Origin of the sequence: Cryptosporangium japonicum (assembly GCF_039524755.1) — a bacterium.
GTDB lineage: Bacteria > Actinomycetota > Actinomycetes > Mycobacteriales > Cryptosporangiaceae > Cryptosporangium > Cryptosporangium japonicum.
Map to the genome: position 1 here is coordinate 68,488 of NZ_BAAAGX010000029.1, position 14,359 is coordinate 82,846.

Consider the following 14,359-nt stretch of genomic DNA (forward strand, 5'->3'; position numbering starts at 1 on the left):
ATATGGCTCGCCGTCCGACACGTCCGACGCCGGAGCCCCTGGATGTCGACGCGGTGAGCGTCGTCACGGCAGGCACCGTGCTCTGGGGAGTCGGCGGCCTCGTGCTGGTGACGTTCGGCCGCGGCTGGCTCTCCGACCACGACGACGAGTGGTGGATCTGGACCTGCGTGGCCGGGTTCGTGCTCGGTCTGGCCGGTATCGCGTTCGTGCGTCGCCGCCGCAGCAAGCTCGGGCGCGTCGCGGCGGCGCGCGCCGAGCAGCCGGTCGCCCCCTCGCCCCCCGTCGGGACCGAGACCGAAAAAGCCTGACAGCGAGCTGTGCGCGGCCTGACAGCGCACGCGCGCACCGTGGAGTCATCCAGCTGACAGGAGACTCCGCGATGTCCTACGCGATCGAGGCCGAGGGCCTCGTGAAGCGGTTCGGGTCGACGACCGCGCTCAACGGCGTCGACCTCGCCGTCCCGACCGGCACGATCCTCGGCGTGCTCGGCCCCAACGGGGCCGGCAAGACCACCGCGGTCCGCGTGCTGGCCACCCTGATCAAGCCCGACGCCGGCCGGGCGCGCGTCGGCGGCTTCGACGTACTCACCCAGGCGCCGTCCGTGCGGGCCCGGATCGCGGTGACCGGGCAGTACGCCTCGGTCGACGAGGACCTCACCGGCGCCGAGAACCTGACGATGATCGGCCGGCTGCTCGAGCTGTCCCGCCGCGACGCCAAGGCCCGCGCCCGCGAACTGCTCGAACGCTTCGAGCTCACCGAGGCGGCCGGCCGCTCGGCGAAGACGTACTCCGGCGGCATGCGGCGCCGGCTCGACCTGGCCGCGAGCCTCGTCGGCCACCCCGACGTCATTTATCTCGACGAGCCCACCACCGGACTGGACCCGCGCAGCCGCGGCGAGGTCTGGAACACGATCCGTGCGCTCGTCGCCGACGGCGTGACCGTGTTGCTGACCACCCAGTACCTCGACGAAGCCGATCAGCTGGCCGACTCGATCGCGGTGATCGACCGCGGCGAGTTGATCGCCACCGGCACCCCCGACCAGCTCAAGGCGCAGGTCGGGGACCAGACGCTGGAGGTGCACCCGCTCGACCCGGCGGACCTCGCCGACGTCGAGGCGATCGTCGCCGCGGTCACCCGCGTGCAACCCACCCGGAACGAGGCCCGCGGCCTGGTCACCGCCCCGGTCGCCGAGCCGACCCTGCTCGCCGACGTCGTCCGCCGGTTGGACGACGCCGGGATCGCGGTCGGCGAGCTGGGCCTGCGCCGGGCCAGCCTGGACGAGGTGTTCCTCACGCTCACCGGTCACCCGGCCGACGAGGACGCGGCATGACCGCGACGCTGGTCGCGACGGCCGCCTCGTCGCCGGTGGAGGAAGCCCCGGTCCGGTTCGGGCCGGTACGGACGCTCCGGCACTCGCTGACGCTCACCTGGCGCAGCCTGATCAAGATCAAGCACTCGCCGGAGCAGCTGCTCGACCTCACGCTGCAGCCGATCATCTTCGTGCTGCTGTTCGTCTACCTGTTCGGCGGCGCGGTGACCGGCGACCGGCACGTCTACCTGCAGTTCGTGCTGCCCGGCATCCTGGTGCAGAGCGTCGCGTTCGCCAGCCTCGGCGTCGGGCAGAGCCTGGCCGGAGACCTGCAGACCGGCGTGTTCGACCGGTTCCGCACGATGCCCATCGCCCGCTCCGCCCCGCTGATCGGCGCGGTCTTCGGCGACGTCGTCCGCTACCTGGTGACGATCACGGTCGTGTTGGGCTTCGGCGCCGTGATCGGGTTCCGGATCGAGACCGATCCCTTCTCCACGCTCGCCGCCTGCGCGCTCGTGCTGCTGTTCGCGTTCGGGCTCTGCTGGGTCACCGCGCTCGTCGGCCTGCTGCTGCGCAACCCGCGGACGGTGCAGGGCATCGGCGGGATGCTGATGTTCCCGCTGACGTTCGGCAGCAACCTGTTCGTGCCGACCGAGACGCTCCCCGGCTGGCTGCAGGCCTGGGTGAAGATCAACCCGGTCACGTTCGTCGTCGAAGCGACCAGGGGCCTGCTCACCGGTCACGGAGCGGTGGCCGGTCCGGTGGTCAAGGTGGTGGTCTCGGTCGCGGTGCTCTGCGCGGTGTTCGTTCCGCTCGCGCTGGCGGCCTACCGCCGGCGCACCTGAGTCAGGAGTTCGCGGGCCACGTCCGGCACGTCCGGTTTGGGCAGGGCCTCGCCGTCGCGGTACCGGGCCTCGAAGTTCGACGGTCCGAGCGCCTCGGCGGCGAGTTCCCTGGTCCGCAGCGTGTCCGGGTTGCCCAGGTCGGGCAGCCCGCGGACCAGGGCGGCGGCCCCGAGGAGCTTCGCCGCGCCGTCGGCGTCGCCGAGCGCGAGTACGACGGCCGCGGCGGCGTCGAGCGCGCCGCCGAAGACGGGGGAGTCGTGCGCCTCCGCGGCCTCACCCAGCGCCTCCAGCACACAATCGACGGCACGGGGTGTGTCGCCGGTGGCGACGAGCGCGTACGCGTAGTCGGCGAGCAGCAGCGCGTTGATCTGCGGCGGACCGTACGGACGCGTCTTGTACCGCTCGATCTCTTCCGTCAGCAGCTCGGTCGCGCCGGTGATGTCCCCGGTGAGCCGCAGCACGGTGGCCCGCGCCGCGCCCAGGAAACCCACCGCGTTGTCGTCGTCGCCGAAGCGGGCGATGTAGGTGGTGCTCTCGTCCAGGTACTCCCGCGCCCGCTCGAAGTCGCCGATCCGGGCCCACTCCAGCGCCAGCCAGAGCAGGACGCGGGGAAGGTCGTCGAAGCCGTTCAGGTCGTAGATCAGCGTCCGGGCCTGTTCCAGCGCCTCGATCGCGCCGCGGTGGTCCCCACGCAGTGCCTTGATCGACGCCAGTGAGCTGAGCACCGCACCGCGGCCCCAGCGGTCACCGATCGACTCGAACGCCGAGCGTGCGGACTCGTACAGCCGTTCCGCGCCGAGCAGGTCGCCGTCGTTCTCGTGCAGGTTCGCGTCGAGGAACAGCGCGAGCGCCCCGACCCACGGGTCGGGGTGCTGGTAGACCCGCTGGAGCTTCTGCTGGACCTGGTCGTTCCGGTCGCCGAGGAAGTGGATGATGCTGTCGGCCAGCACGAGCACCGGGTGGGCGTCCGGCGTCGTCGAGAACGGCTTGATCAGCTCGGTGACTCGCTCCGCCTCGCGCTTCGCCTCCTCGTACGTGCTGCGCAGGCTCGCCGCGGTCAGCCCGGCGAACGCGGTGACGATCGCGGCGCTGAGCGGGGGCGCCTGGTCGGCGAGGGGCAGCACCGCGGTGGCCCACCGGTCCGCCTCGCCGTGCGCGCCACGCAGCGCCCAGTACCAGGCCAGCCCGGCGACGATGCGTACGGCCGGGTCACCGTGCCGCTGGTCGACGGCCCAGCGCAGCGCGGCGGTGATGTTCTCGTACTCGGCGGTCAGCGTGTTCGCCCACCGGCGCTGCTCCGGGCTGCGGAGCAACGGCTCGGCCGTCTCGACCAGCTCGACGTAGTAGGCCACCAACGCGTTCCGGCACGTGGCCGTCTCCCCGGCCGCCTCGAGCTGCTCGGCGCCGAACGCGCGGACGGTCTCCAGCATCCGGTAACGGGGCGGCTCGGCCTCCGCGACGAGCTCCACCAGCGACTTGTCCACCAGCGACGCGAGCGTCTCCAGCACGTCGCCGGGGCGGAGCAGATCGTCGTCGGCGCACACCCGCTCGGCGGCGTCCACGGTCGCGCCCCCGGGGAACTGCGACAGCCGCCGCCACAGGGCCTGCTCCTGGTCGGTCAGCAGCTCCCAGCTCCAGGCCACCACCGCGTGCAGCGTCTGGTGGCGGGGGAGCGCGGTGCGGCTGCCCGCGGTCAACAGCCGGAACCGGTCGCCGAGCCGGGCCGCGAGCTGCTCCGGGGAGAGCGAACGCAGCCGGGGAGCGGCCAGCTCGAGCGCCAACGGCATCCCGTCCAGGCTCCGGCAGATCTCGACGATCGCGTCGACGTTCTCCGGGGTGAGCACGAACCCGGGCCGCACCGCGGCGGCCCGGTCGACCAGCAGCTGGACCGCCGGGTAGCGGGCGGCCTGGGCCGGCGTCAACCGACCGGGCGGCGGCAGCGCGAGGCTGGGCACCGGGTGCAGCCGTTCGCCCGGCACGCCGAGCGGCTCCCGGCTGGTGGCGAGGATGCGCAGCTCCGGGCAGTCCAGCAGCAGCGAGTGGGCCAGCGCGGCGACGGGTTCCAGCAGGTGCTCGCAGTTGTCCAGCACGAGCAGCGTCGGACCGGCGCTGAGCGCTTTGACCAGGATCGCGTCCACGTCCTGCGGGGTGCTGGCCTCGGCCGAGAGCTTCGTGTCGAGCAGGCCGACCTGCCGGCGACCGAGGCCGGTGAGCACGGCCTGCGGCACCTCGTCCCCTTCGCCGATCGGCGCGAGCGGCACCATCCAGACGCCGCCGGTGTTGCGGTCGGTGAGGCGGGCGCCCGACTCCTCGGCGAGGCGGGTCTTGCCGGCGCCGCCGGGGCCGATCAGCGTCACCAGCCGTTCGGTGGCGAGCAGGTCGGCCACCGCGGCGAGCTCGGTGCGGCGCCCGACGAAGCTGGTCAGCTGCGGGCGCAGGTTGCCCCGGGTGCGCGCTCCGTTCGTAGTGACCGGCCGGGGAGCGGTCGGCACGCGTGCCGGTGCCTTCGCCGGTACACCGGGGCCACCCAGCACGGTGGTGTACGCGCCTTTGAGCACCGCGCCGGGGTCGACGCCCAGCTCGTCGGCCAGGCGGCGGCGCACGCGGTCGAACGCGGTGAGCGCGTCGGCCTGCCGGGACGCGCCGTTGAGCGCGAGCACGAGCTGCGCGTGCAGACGTTCACGCAGCGGGTTCTCGGCGGTCAGCTCCTCGAGCTCGGCGACGACCTCCGCGTGCCGGTCGAGCGCGAGATCGGCGTCGACGCGGTCCTCGACGGCGGCCAGCCGGGCGTTCTCCAGCCGGGTGACCACCGCGGCCCGGAACGGCGCGTCCCCGACGTCGGCCAGCGCCGGGCCGCGCCAGAGGCCCAGTGCCTCGCGCAAGGTAGCGGCGGCGCCGGCCGCGTCGCCGCTCTCCAGCGCGCGGCGCCCGGCGGTGGCCAGGCGTTCGAACCGGTGGACGTCCACCGACTCCGGTGGGACCGCCAGCCGGTAACCGGCCGGGGCGGACTCGACCACACCGGCGGGCAGCGTCCGACGCAACCGGCTGACCAGGGACTGCAGTGCGTTACCCGAACCGGCGGGCGGATCGTCGCCCCAGACGGCGTCGACGAGTGTGCTGACCGTGACCATGCGGCCGGCATCGAGCGCGAGCCGGGCGAACGCCGCGCGCAGCCGGTGGCCACCGACGGAGACGCTCGAGCCGTCGACCGTGACCTCGACCGCACCCAGCAGCCCGATCTCCACCGTTCGCACCCCTCCGCCGTCCCCGCTCACCGACATTCTCTGCCTTCCTGGCTCCGGCGGCGACGGAGATCCCCGGGTGGCGGTTCGGCGGGCAGGAAAATGCCGTCAGGGGCGACGTCGATCGGTCCGCCGCCGGGGCCGTACGACGCCGAGCGTGGTTCCGGCGTGGCCCACGGTCAGGACGCGGCGCAGGGTCGAGACCGCGGGCGCGACCGGCGGAGCGGGGGCGGGCACCGGTCTCTCGGCGTCGGCGTCCTCGGCTTTGCCCGCGTGCCGCCGCCGACGCCGCCGGACCGCCCACCAGCCGATGAGCAGCAGCGCCAGCACGACCAGCCCGGTGTTGCCGATCACTTCCTCGACGCGGTGGTACGAGTCGGCCGCGACGTATCCCAGCAGCGGGGACCCGACGCCCCAGAGCAGGCCGCCGGCGAGCGCGGCCGGCAGGAACGTCAGCGGGGGCACCCCGGACGCGCCGGCCGCCGCGGGGGTGACCGTCCGCAGGAACGGCAGGAACCGGCTGGCGACGATCACGAGCGCGCCGTGTCGTCGCAACGTGGCGGTGGCGCGGTCGATCTGCGCGTGGCGTCGGCGCAGCAGCCGGCCGTTGAGCAGGGCCGGGCCGAACCGCCGCCCGAGCAGGTAACCGGTGGTGTCGCCGGCGATCGCCCCGAGCGCGACCAGCGGGAGCACGACCTCGAGCGAGATCTGGCGCTGGGCCGCGAGCACCCCGGCCACGATCGCCGCGGTCTCACCGGGCAGGAACATGCCCAGGAGCACCGCGGTCTCGGCGAACACGACCGCGAGGACGAGGGCGTAGAGGACTGGTGCGCGGATGTCGGTCACGAGTTCGACGACCGAGTCCATTACGCCTCCTTCCGCGCCGTCGCCGGACGCTCGTACTCCAGCGTCCGGCGACAGTCGATTGTGGGCAAGGGATTTAGGCCCCCTAGCCCACGGCCACCGGCTCGCGCTTCTCCTCCGGGCGCGGCGGGGTGACCGGCTCGTCGGCCGGCTCCACCGTCAGGTGCGGCAGCCAGCGGTCGAGCCACTTCGGGATCCACCAGTTGGCCCGCCCGAACCAGTGCATCAGCGCCGGCACCAGCAGCGTCCGCAGGATGAACGCGTCGATGAAGACGGCGCTCGACAACCCGATGCCGAACTCGGCGATGACGCGCTGGCCTTCGAAGATGAACGCGCCGAAGACGAAGATCATGATCGTCGCCGCGGCCGTGATCACCCGCCCGGTGCTGGCCTGCCCGACCGTGACCGCGCGCCGGTTGTCGCCGGTGTGCACCCACTCCTCGTGCATCCGGCTGACCAGGAACACCTGGTAGTCCATCGACAGGCCGAAGAGGATCGCCAGCATCATGACCGGTAGGAACGCCTCGACCGGCCCGGCCGCGCCGATGCCGAGCGCCTCGGCGCCCCAGCCCCACTGGAACACCGCGACGATCACGCCGAACGAGGCGGCCGCCGCGAGCACGTTCATCACCGCCGCGGTCAGCGGCACGAGCAGGCTGCGGAACGCCACCGTCAGCAGCAGGAAGCCCAGCGCGATGATGACGCCGAGGAACAGCGGCAGCTTGCTGGTGAGCACGTCGGCGAAGTCGTCGAAGATCGCCGTCATGCCGCCCACGTGCACCTGCATCGTGGTGCCGTCTTCGACGCCGGGCACGACGTCGTCACGGAGGCGCTCGATCAGGTTGCTGGTCTCCTCCGACTGCGGGGAGGACGTCGGGATCACCTGGACGATGCCGACCTCGGCGCCGGGCTGGGTGGGCACCGGGACGACCGCGGCGACCCCGGGGTCCTTCCGGACCTGCTCGACCAGCTCGTTGAGCGCGGCGGTGTCGGCGGGCGACTTCAGCTCGGCGACGAGCTGCAGCGGGCCGTTGAAACCCGGTCCGAAACCGTCGGCGAGCAGGTCGTAGGCCTTGCGCGTCGTCGAGTCGGCCGGATCGTTGCCCTGGTCGGACGCGCCGAGCCGGAGCGAGAGCGTCGGGATCGAGAGCACCGCGATGAGCGCGATCGCGATCGCGGCCAGCATCCGCGGACGCCGTTCCACGATGCCGGCCCAGCGCGCCCAGAACCCGCGGGCGTGCGCCTCGTGCGGTCCCTCGGCGGCCAGCCGGCGGCGTTCCCGGCGGGAGAGCACACGCATCCCGAAGAAGCCGAGCAGCGAGGGCAGCAGGGTGATCGCGGTCAGCACCGAGAAGAACACCACGATCGAGGCCGCGACGCCGACGCCGGTGAGGAAGTTCAGGTTCAGCACGAGCATGCCGAGCAGCGCGATGCAGACCGTGATGCCGGCGAAGACCACCGCGCGTCCGGACGTGTTCAGCGCGCGGACCGTCGATTCCTCGACCGACATGCCGGCCATCAGGCCGTTGCGGTGCCGGGTGACGACGAACAGCGCGTAGTCGATGCCGACGCCGAGCCCGATCAGCGCGGCCACGGTCGGCGCGATCGTGCCGATCGTCATCACGTGGCTGAGCAGGATGATCGACGTGGTGCCCGCGGCGAGCGCGAGTACCGCGGTGATCAGCGGGATCGCCATCGCCAGCAGCGAGCCGAACGCGATCAGCAGGATCACCGCGGCGGCGATCAGGCCGTACACCTCGGAGCTGCCCGGCGGAGCCTGCGTGGCCTGCTGGATCGCGTTGCCGCCCAGCTCGACCTGCAGGCCGTCGGTGCGTGCCTTCTCGGCGGTGGCGATGAGACTGTCGACGGCGTCGAGGTCGACCTCGTCCTCGACCGAGCCCTTGAACGTGACCGTCGCGTAGGCGGTCTTGCCGTCCTGGCTGATCTGTCCGGCGCCCTGCTCGGTGTAGGGGCTGGCCACGGACGCGATGTCGGAGCGGTCGGCCACCTGGCCGAGCATGCTCTCGATGCGCTGCTGGACGGCGGCGTCCTTCACCGAGCCGCTGTCGGTGTGCCAGACGATCGTGTCCGACTCGCCGGCCGCGTCCGGGAAAGCGCCCTGCAGCAGGTCCAGGGCCTTCGTCGATTCAGTACCTGGTAACGCGAAGCTATCGTTGTAGGCGGTGCCGGCGGTCTGGCTGGCGGCACCGAGGCCCAGCAAGCCGACGACCCAAAGGATCACCACCACGATTCGATGCTGATAGCACCACCTGGCCAGTGCGGCCATGGATCACACCCCCGCGGGCTGGAATTAATCGATCGGTCGGTTAATACTTTGGGTAGCCTACGGCTGTGTGTCAACGGTGTGGTGGTCGCCGTCACGTGGAATTCACAAGACCTGTCCGTTGGCGCGCGAAGTTCGTACGCTTGAGGGCCAGTGATCTCGTGGTGAGAGGGGTGTGACGTGGCGCGGACGGCTGGAAGCACGGCCGAGGGCACGCGGCAACGGATCCTCGACGCCGCGACGAAGCTGTTCGAGCAGCGTGGCTTCGCGGGCACGTCCATCCGCGACCTCGCGGTGCTCTGCGGCATGACGAAGGCGGCGCTGTACTACCACTTCCCGTCGAAGGAAGAGGTGCTGCAGGCCCTGATCACGCCGTTCCTGGACGACGTCGACCGCATCGTGGCCGCCACCGCGGCCGGGCAGTGGTCACGGGCCGAGCTGGTGAAGCGGCTGATCACACAGATGAACGAGCGCGGTGAGTTCCTCACCGCGGTGCTGAGCGACCCGTCGGTGAAGCACACGATGTTCGAGCGGCTCGGCATGCACGCACGCATGGAGCGGCTGTTGTCGGTGCTGGCCGGGTCCGACGATCCCGCCGCACTGCTGCGCGGGCGCTGCGCGATGGGCGCGCTGATGTCGGGCCTGCTGCATCACCAGAGCCCGGGCCAGCCGGGCCCGCTGCTCACACCCGACGAGCAGAACGTGGTGTGCACCGCCGTGCTGGCCGTCCTGGGCAGCGAGGAGCCGGTGCGGGCCGCCGCGTTCTGAGCGGAGGCACCCGGGGTGGGAGCAGGCGCCCCCGCCCCCGGGAGAGGTTCTCAGTCGGTGTCGGGCCGGGGCGACGGAGCGGCTTCGGCCGCCGGCAGGGACTTCGCGACCTCGTCGAACGCGTCGGTGATGAGGTCGAGCGCCTCCGTCAGGAGGTCCTCGCCGATGACCAGCGGCGGCAGGAAGCGGAGCACGTTGCCGTAGGTGCCGCAGCTCAGCGTCACCAGGCCACGCTGGTGGCAGGCCTTGTTCACGGCCCCGGCCAGCTGGGCCGCCGGCGTCGTGGTGCCCGGCTCCACGAGCTCGACCGCGAGCATCGCACCGCGGCCGCGGACGTTCCCGACGAACGAGTGCCGCTCGGCCAGCCCGGTCAGCACCGGCAGCATGATCTCGCCGATCCGGCGGGCCCGACCGGCCAGGTCACGGCGCTCGATCTCCTCGATCGCGGCCAGTGCCGCCGCGCACGCGACCGGGTTGCCGCCGTACGTGCCGCCGAGCCCCCCGGCGTGGGCGGCGTCCATGATCTCGGCGCGGCCGGTGACCGCGGCCAGCGGCATCCCGCCGGCGATGCCCTTCGCGGTGGTCACCAGGTCCGGCACGATCCCCTCGTGCTCGGATGCGAACAGGTGGCCGGTGCGGCCGAAACCGGTCTGGATCTCGTCGGCGACGAACACGATGCCGTTCGCCCGGCAGTACTCGGCGACGGCGGCCAGGAAGCCGGGCGCCGGCTCGATGAAACCGCCCTCACCCTGGATCGGCTCGATGATCAGCGCGGCCACGTTCCCGGCCCCGACCTGCTTGTCGAGGACGCTCAGCGCGCGGGCCGCGGCGGCCGGGCCGGACGCGTCGAGCCCGGCGTCCTCGTCGCGGTACGGGTAGGACATCGGCAGCCGGTACACCTCGGGCGCGAACGGCCCGAACGAGTGCTTGTACGGCATGTTCTTCGCGGTCAGCGCCATCGTCAGGTTCGTCCGGCCGTGGTAGCCGTGGTCGAACACGACGACGGCCTGACGCTTGGTGTAGGCGCGGGCGATCTTCACCGCGTTCTCCACCGCCTCGGCGCCGGAGTTGAACAGCGCCGAGCGCTTCTCGAAGTCGCCGGGCGTGAGGCGGTTGAGCGCTTCGCAGACCGCGACGTACCCCTCGTAGGGCGTCACCATGAAGCAGGTGTGGGTGAACGCGGCCGCCTGGGTGGCGACCGCGGCGGCCACCGCCGGGTTCGCGTTGCCGACGTTCACCACCGCGATACCGGAGCCGAGGTCGATGAGCTGGTTGCCGTCGACGTCGACGACGATCCCGCCGCCCGCGGCCGTGACGAACACCGGGAGCCCGATGCTGACGCCCTGCGCCACGGCCGCGTTGCGACGAGCGAGCAGTTCTTCCGAGCGCGGCCCCGGGATGGCCGTGACCAGCTTGCGCTCCTGTGGAACACCGGTCTGTGTCATCTGGCCCTCCCGAGGCGCTCGAGGTCGCGGAAACCGCAGTATTGCACGGCCTTTGCGACGGATCGAGTGGTAGTTAACGCAGTCCGGGGATGGATATCTCGATCAACTCGATGTCGTCGGCCTTACCCGCGATGCGGCCGTCGTTACCCGGGAAGTTGTTGTCGTTGGTGACGAACACCTTGTCACCGCGGAGCGGCAGGATCGTCTCCACCGACTGGAACGGGAACGCGAACGTCGGCCCCACCCCGAACTCGCCCGCGCGTGCCGGCGTCGAGATGCCCCGGGGGTCGGCGATCTTCAGCAGGTCGGCGACCGTCGTCGACGTCACCGCGCCCGACTTGTCGGCCCGGTCGAGGTCGGCGACGTGGATCCGCTTCACCTTCGCCTCGGCGCCCTCGAAGTTGTCACGCTCCAGCCAGGCGATCCGGCGCCCGTCGAGCACCTGCGCGTCGGCCACGAGCTGGCCGACCGCGCCGACGTTGATCGTCCACGTCCGACCGGTGTACTCGTTGCGGCGGATGTCGAACTCGTACACGACCCGGCGGGTCTTGTCGGCGTCGGCGACCTTCGGTCCTTCGAGGATCGGGTAGAGCGTCCTGCCGTCGGTGGAGATCGCCATCGCCTCGAAGCCGTTGCTGGCCGCGAGCGTCGGCGTCCCGCCCGCCTCCAGGTCCGGCGACTGCGGCGACTTGGTGCCGTCGGCCAGCGGGATCGGCGCCTGCAGCACCTTGCCCGTCCGGTCGACCTTGATCAGGTACGGGCCGAACTCGTCGCCGATCCAGAGGTTGCCGTGCGCGTCGCGCTGCAGCGACTCGATGTCGAAGTCCGCGCCGGTGAGCAGGCGCTCCTTCGTGGTTCCGTTCACGATCGGGAACTGAACCCTGTGGTCGGGGTCGCGGAAGCTGACGAACCCGTCGATCTTCACGTCGCCGTGCCGGTAGTCCGGCTCGACGTAGTACGCACGCAGCAGGAAGTCCGCCGAGTTGGTCTTGGCCCCGAAGCCGTTGTCGGGCATCGCGAGCAGGCGGCGGCCGGACTTGTCGCCGGCCGACGCGGTGATCGCCGCCGAGAAGCCGGGGATCGGCTGTCCCTTGAACGGTGGCGTGACGCCGTTCACTGTCGTCTTGTCCAGCGCGGCGCCGGAGTCCGGGCCGGGCTGGTAGTCGGTCGCGGAGATCGAGGCCCTACCGAGGAGCGTCACGGCATCCGAGTGGGCGGCCGCCGGGGCCGCCGAGAGCGCGGCCACGGCCACGGCCGGGACGGCGAGACTCAAGAACCTGCACCAGGGTTGCATGGCGAGTATCGAAGCGCTTTACCGCGAACAATGCATGAATCGGGGCAAGCTACCGAGCCAACACCATGCCCCCCAGTGCGGCCACCAGCACCGCCCCCGCGGTGATCGCGACGATCGTCGCCGGGCGCGGCGGCGCCGGACGGGCGCGCCGCAGCGCGATCCAGCGCCGTTCGCCGAGATAGCACGCGCCCAGTACGAGTGCGCCGACCACCGCGATCGCGACCGCCGCCGGCACCGGCGGCCAGTGCACGAGCAGGCCGCGCGAGACCAGCAACCCGACCCCGATCAGGCCGATCAGCGACCGCACCCAGGCCAGCGCGGTGCGTTCGGACGCCAACCCGGGTGGCCGCGGCCTCATCGGTCGATGCCCAGCAGCACCACGACGAGAAGGAGGGCCGCACCGGCGGCGACCACTATCGCGAGGATCCGCGGGTACGACGAGGGCGGCAGGTCGTTTCCGGACCGCATCTGGCGTTCGACACGCATCCAACGGATCGACGCGTGGATCGCGGTGGCCGCGCCGAGCACCAGCAGCACGGTGGCGATCGAGATCCGCAGCGCGGTGGGCCGGCCCAGTTCGGGAAGTAGCTGGTCGACGGCCAGCCCGCCGCCGACGAGCGCGAGCGCGGTCCGGATCCACGCCAGGAACGTGCGCTCGTTCGCCAGGGAGAACCGGTAGTCGAGTTCGTCTCCCGGATCGGTAGGCCTGGTGTCGTTTGGTTGGCGCACGTCTAATCCTACGAATGCCCGGTGTTTGAGCCCCCGGGTGCTGCGGGAACATGGGTGTCGGGGAGGGTCACCCGTTTTGCCGGTACTTCGGTACCGGCGTCTGCGCCCGCAAGGGCACGCGGTGGCTCTCCCTTCAATTGTGTCCCTGACCACCGGCAACACGCTGGTAACGCGGCCGTGGCAGGCTGGCTGACATGTTGCTTCGGGTGCGGGTTTCACTGCCGGACCGGCCGGGTGCGCTCGGTGCCGTCACCCGCACCCTCGGCGCGGCCGGCGCGGACATCCTCCAGGTCACGGTGCTCGAGAGCGTCGTCGGCCGAGCGCTCGACGAGTTCACGGTCTCGGTGGCCAACCCCGCGGTCCGCGAGCGGGTCGCGGCGGGGCTGGAGGCCGCGCCCGGCGTCCGGGTCGAGGGCATCTGGGAGACCGTCGAGCCGCCGGGGGCGCTCTCCGATCTCGGCGTGCTGTCCCAGGTCGCGGCGAACCCCGGCCGCGGACTGGCCACTCTGGTCGATGCGGCACCGGCGTTGTTCAGCGCGGGGTGGGCCGCACTCGTCGAAACCGATCCGTCGCTCACCGTGATCAGGACGAGCTGGCAGGCGCCGGAGAAGTTCACCTACCCCGAGCTGACGCCGCTGCGCCCGCGCACGCTCAGCGTGCCGGACGGCCCGCACCTGGCCGTGACCCCGCTCGACGGCACCACCACCGCGCTGGTGATCGCCCGCCAGGACGCGCCGGCGTTCCACGACGTCGAGCTCACCCGGCTGACGGTCCTCGCCGACATCGTCGGCGCGATCGTCGGCAAAGAGGCTCTCCCCGCCTAAGCGGGATTTCGCTGTGTTTCTCGCCATGTAATTGCTGTCGTTCGACCGACATCGATTTCGGTTGCGCGCGGTTGGATGGTTATGGAGGGGTGAACAGCCATCCGGGGTGTCCCCGGGGTTCGGCTGGGTACCCGACCAGGGCAAGAACCAGTGGGATCCCTGACGCCCTCGGACACCGTTCGCGAGCACGATGGGCGCACACCGGACGACAACGGGGGTCCGGGGGAAGTCGAGGAGGGGTTCGGATGAGCGTCATGACGCCGGTGCTCGACGGTGGTGTGCGGCCGGTACGGCTGCGCCCGTCGCGTCGCCCGGTCGCCGCCATCGCTCCCACTACCGTGCGTGAGCAGAAGGTCGCCGCGCCGGTGCGTGTGCGCACCACGCTCGCGCCGACCGCGACCGAGCGGGCCTGGGTGGTGCTCGCGCACCTCTCCGGTGCGGTGTCGAGTGCGGCCGGTCCGCTGGTGATCTCCCGGCTCGTCGGCGAACGGTCCACTTACGTCAAGGAGCAGGCGCTGGCCGCGGCGAACTTCCAGCTCGCGTTCCTGGCTGCGCTCGCCCCGATGCTGCTGCTCGGCGTGCTGACGTTCGGGCTCGCGGCGCTGTTCCTGGTGCCGCTGGTGCTGGCCTGGCTGCTCACCACGGTGCTCGCCGCGCTCTCGGCCGCCGGGGGAGAGCGGTACCGCTACCCGGTGGGGTTAGCCGTCCTGCGCTGACGCACGAACGAACTCGAGGGCGGCCCTACGGGGCCGCCC

At 71.8% G+C, this 14,359-nt stretch carries 13 protein-coding genes; 6 read left to right on the forward strand and 7 right to left on the reverse strand.

Annotation, left to right across the window (positions count from 1 at the left end):
* The first annotated feature begins 2 nt into the window (after positions 1 to 2).
* The 3 genes from ABD437_RS33550 (at position 3) to ABD437_RS33560 (ending at position 2,154) form a co-directional block, all read left to right on the forward strand.
* Positions 3 to 308 carry a DUF2530 domain-containing protein gene (locus ABD437_RS33550; protein ID WP_344652982.1) on the forward strand — a complete coding sequence of 102 codons (306 nt, stop codon included), beginning with the start codon at positions 3 to 5 and terminating at the stop codon, positions 306 to 308.
* A gap of 71 nt (positions 309 to 379) precedes the next feature.
* Positions 380 to 1,330 carry an ATP-binding cassette domain-containing protein gene (locus ABD437_RS33555; protein WP_344652983.1) on the forward strand — a complete coding sequence of 317 codons (951 nt, stop codon included), beginning with the start codon at positions 380 to 382 and terminating at the stop codon, positions 1,328 to 1,330.
* Positions 1,327 to 2,154 carry an ABC transporter permease gene (locus ABD437_RS33560; protein ID WP_344652984.1) on the forward strand — a complete coding sequence of 276 codons (828 nt, stop codon included), beginning with the start codon at positions 1,327 to 1,329 and terminating at the stop codon, positions 2,152 to 2,154. The genes ABD437_RS33555 and ABD437_RS33560 overlap by 4 nt, the downstream gene beginning before the upstream one ends.
* Here ABD437_RS33560 and ABD437_RS33565 read toward each other — a convergent pair.
* From ABD437_RS33565 to ABD437_RS33575, 3 genes are all read right to left on the reverse strand, one after another.
* The gene (locus tag ABD437_RS33565) at positions 2,136 to 5,399 is read right to left on the reverse strand and encodes an AfsR/SARP family transcriptional regulator (protein WP_344652985.1); all 3,264 of its coding nucleotides are present in this window, start codon (positions 5,397 to 5,399) and stop codon (positions 2,136 to 2,138) included. The two genes, ABD437_RS33560 and ABD437_RS33565, sit on opposite strands and share 19 nt — an antisense overlap.
* Before the next feature lie 105 nt (positions 5,400 to 5,504).
* Positions 5,505 to 6,263 carry a DedA family protein gene (locus ABD437_RS33570; RefSeq protein WP_344652986.1) on the reverse strand — a complete coding sequence of 253 codons (759 nt, stop codon included), beginning with the start codon at positions 6,261 to 6,263 and terminating at the stop codon, positions 5,505 to 5,507.
* 82 nt (positions 6,264 to 6,345) lie between these two features.
* Positions 6,346 to 8,508: an MMPL family transporter gene (locus ABD437_RS33575; protein ID WP_344652987.1), complete on the reverse strand. Its 2,163-nt coding sequence runs from the start codon at positions 8,506 to 8,508 to the stop codon at positions 6,346 to 6,348.
* A gap of 216 nt (positions 8,509 to 8,724) precedes the next feature.
* Here ABD437_RS33575 and ABD437_RS33580 point away from each other — a divergent pair, with 216 nt between their 5' ends.
* Entirely contained in the window at positions 8,725 to 9,312 is a 588-nt protein-coding gene (locus tag ABD437_RS33580) for a TetR/AcrR family transcriptional regulator (protein ID WP_344652988.1), read from the forward strand.
* A 50-nt stretch (positions 9,313 to 9,362) separates the two neighbouring features.
* Here ABD437_RS33580 and gabT read toward each other — a convergent pair whose 3' ends face one another.
* The 4 genes from gabT to ABD437_RS33600 all read right to left on the reverse strand — a co-directional run bounded on the left by gabT (position 9,363) and on the right by ABD437_RS33600 (position 12,780).
* A complete protein-coding gene (gabT, locus tag ABD437_RS33585; protein ID WP_344652989.1) occupies positions 9,363 to 10,757 on the reverse strand; it encodes a 4-aminobutyrate--2-oxoglutarate transaminase in 1,395 nt (464 codons plus the stop codon).
* A gap of 73 nt (positions 10,758 to 10,830) precedes the next feature.
* Positions 10,831 to 12,030 (reverse strand): esterase-like activity of phytase family protein, encoded by a 1,200-nt coding sequence (locus tag ABD437_RS33590; protein ID WP_344652990.1) that lies wholly within the window; start codon positions 12,028 to 12,030, stop codon positions 10,831 to 10,833.
* A 70-nt stretch (positions 12,031 to 12,100) separates the two neighbouring features.
* Positions 12,101 to 12,409 (reverse strand): DUF202 domain-containing protein, encoded by a 309-nt coding sequence (locus ABD437_RS33595; RefSeq protein ID WP_344652991.1) that lies wholly within the window; start codon positions 12,407 to 12,409, stop codon positions 12,101 to 12,103.
* Complete coding sequence (locus ABD437_RS33600) at positions 12,406 to 12,780, reverse strand: YidH family protein (RefSeq protein ID WP_344652992.1); 375 nt, start codon at positions 12,778 to 12,780, stop codon at positions 12,406 to 12,408. Before ABD437_RS33600 ends, ABD437_RS33595 begins: the two co-directional genes overlap by 4 nt.
* Before the next feature lie 194 nt (positions 12,781 to 12,974).
* Between ABD437_RS33600 and ABD437_RS33605 the strand changes: the two genes are divergently transcribed.
* Together ABD437_RS33605 and ABD437_RS33610 are read left to right on the forward strand one after the other, a co-directional pair.
* A complete protein-coding gene (locus ABD437_RS33605) occupies positions 12,975 to 13,604 on the forward strand; it encodes an ACT domain-containing protein (protein ID WP_344652993.1) in 630 nt (209 codons plus the stop codon).
* 245 nt (positions 13,605 to 13,849) lie between these two features.
* Entirely contained in the window at positions 13,850 to 14,320 is a 471-nt protein-coding gene (locus ABD437_RS33610) for a DUF4870 domain-containing protein (RefSeq protein ID WP_344652994.1), read from the forward strand.
* The last annotated feature ends 39 nt before the right edge of the window (positions 14,321 to 14,359 follow it).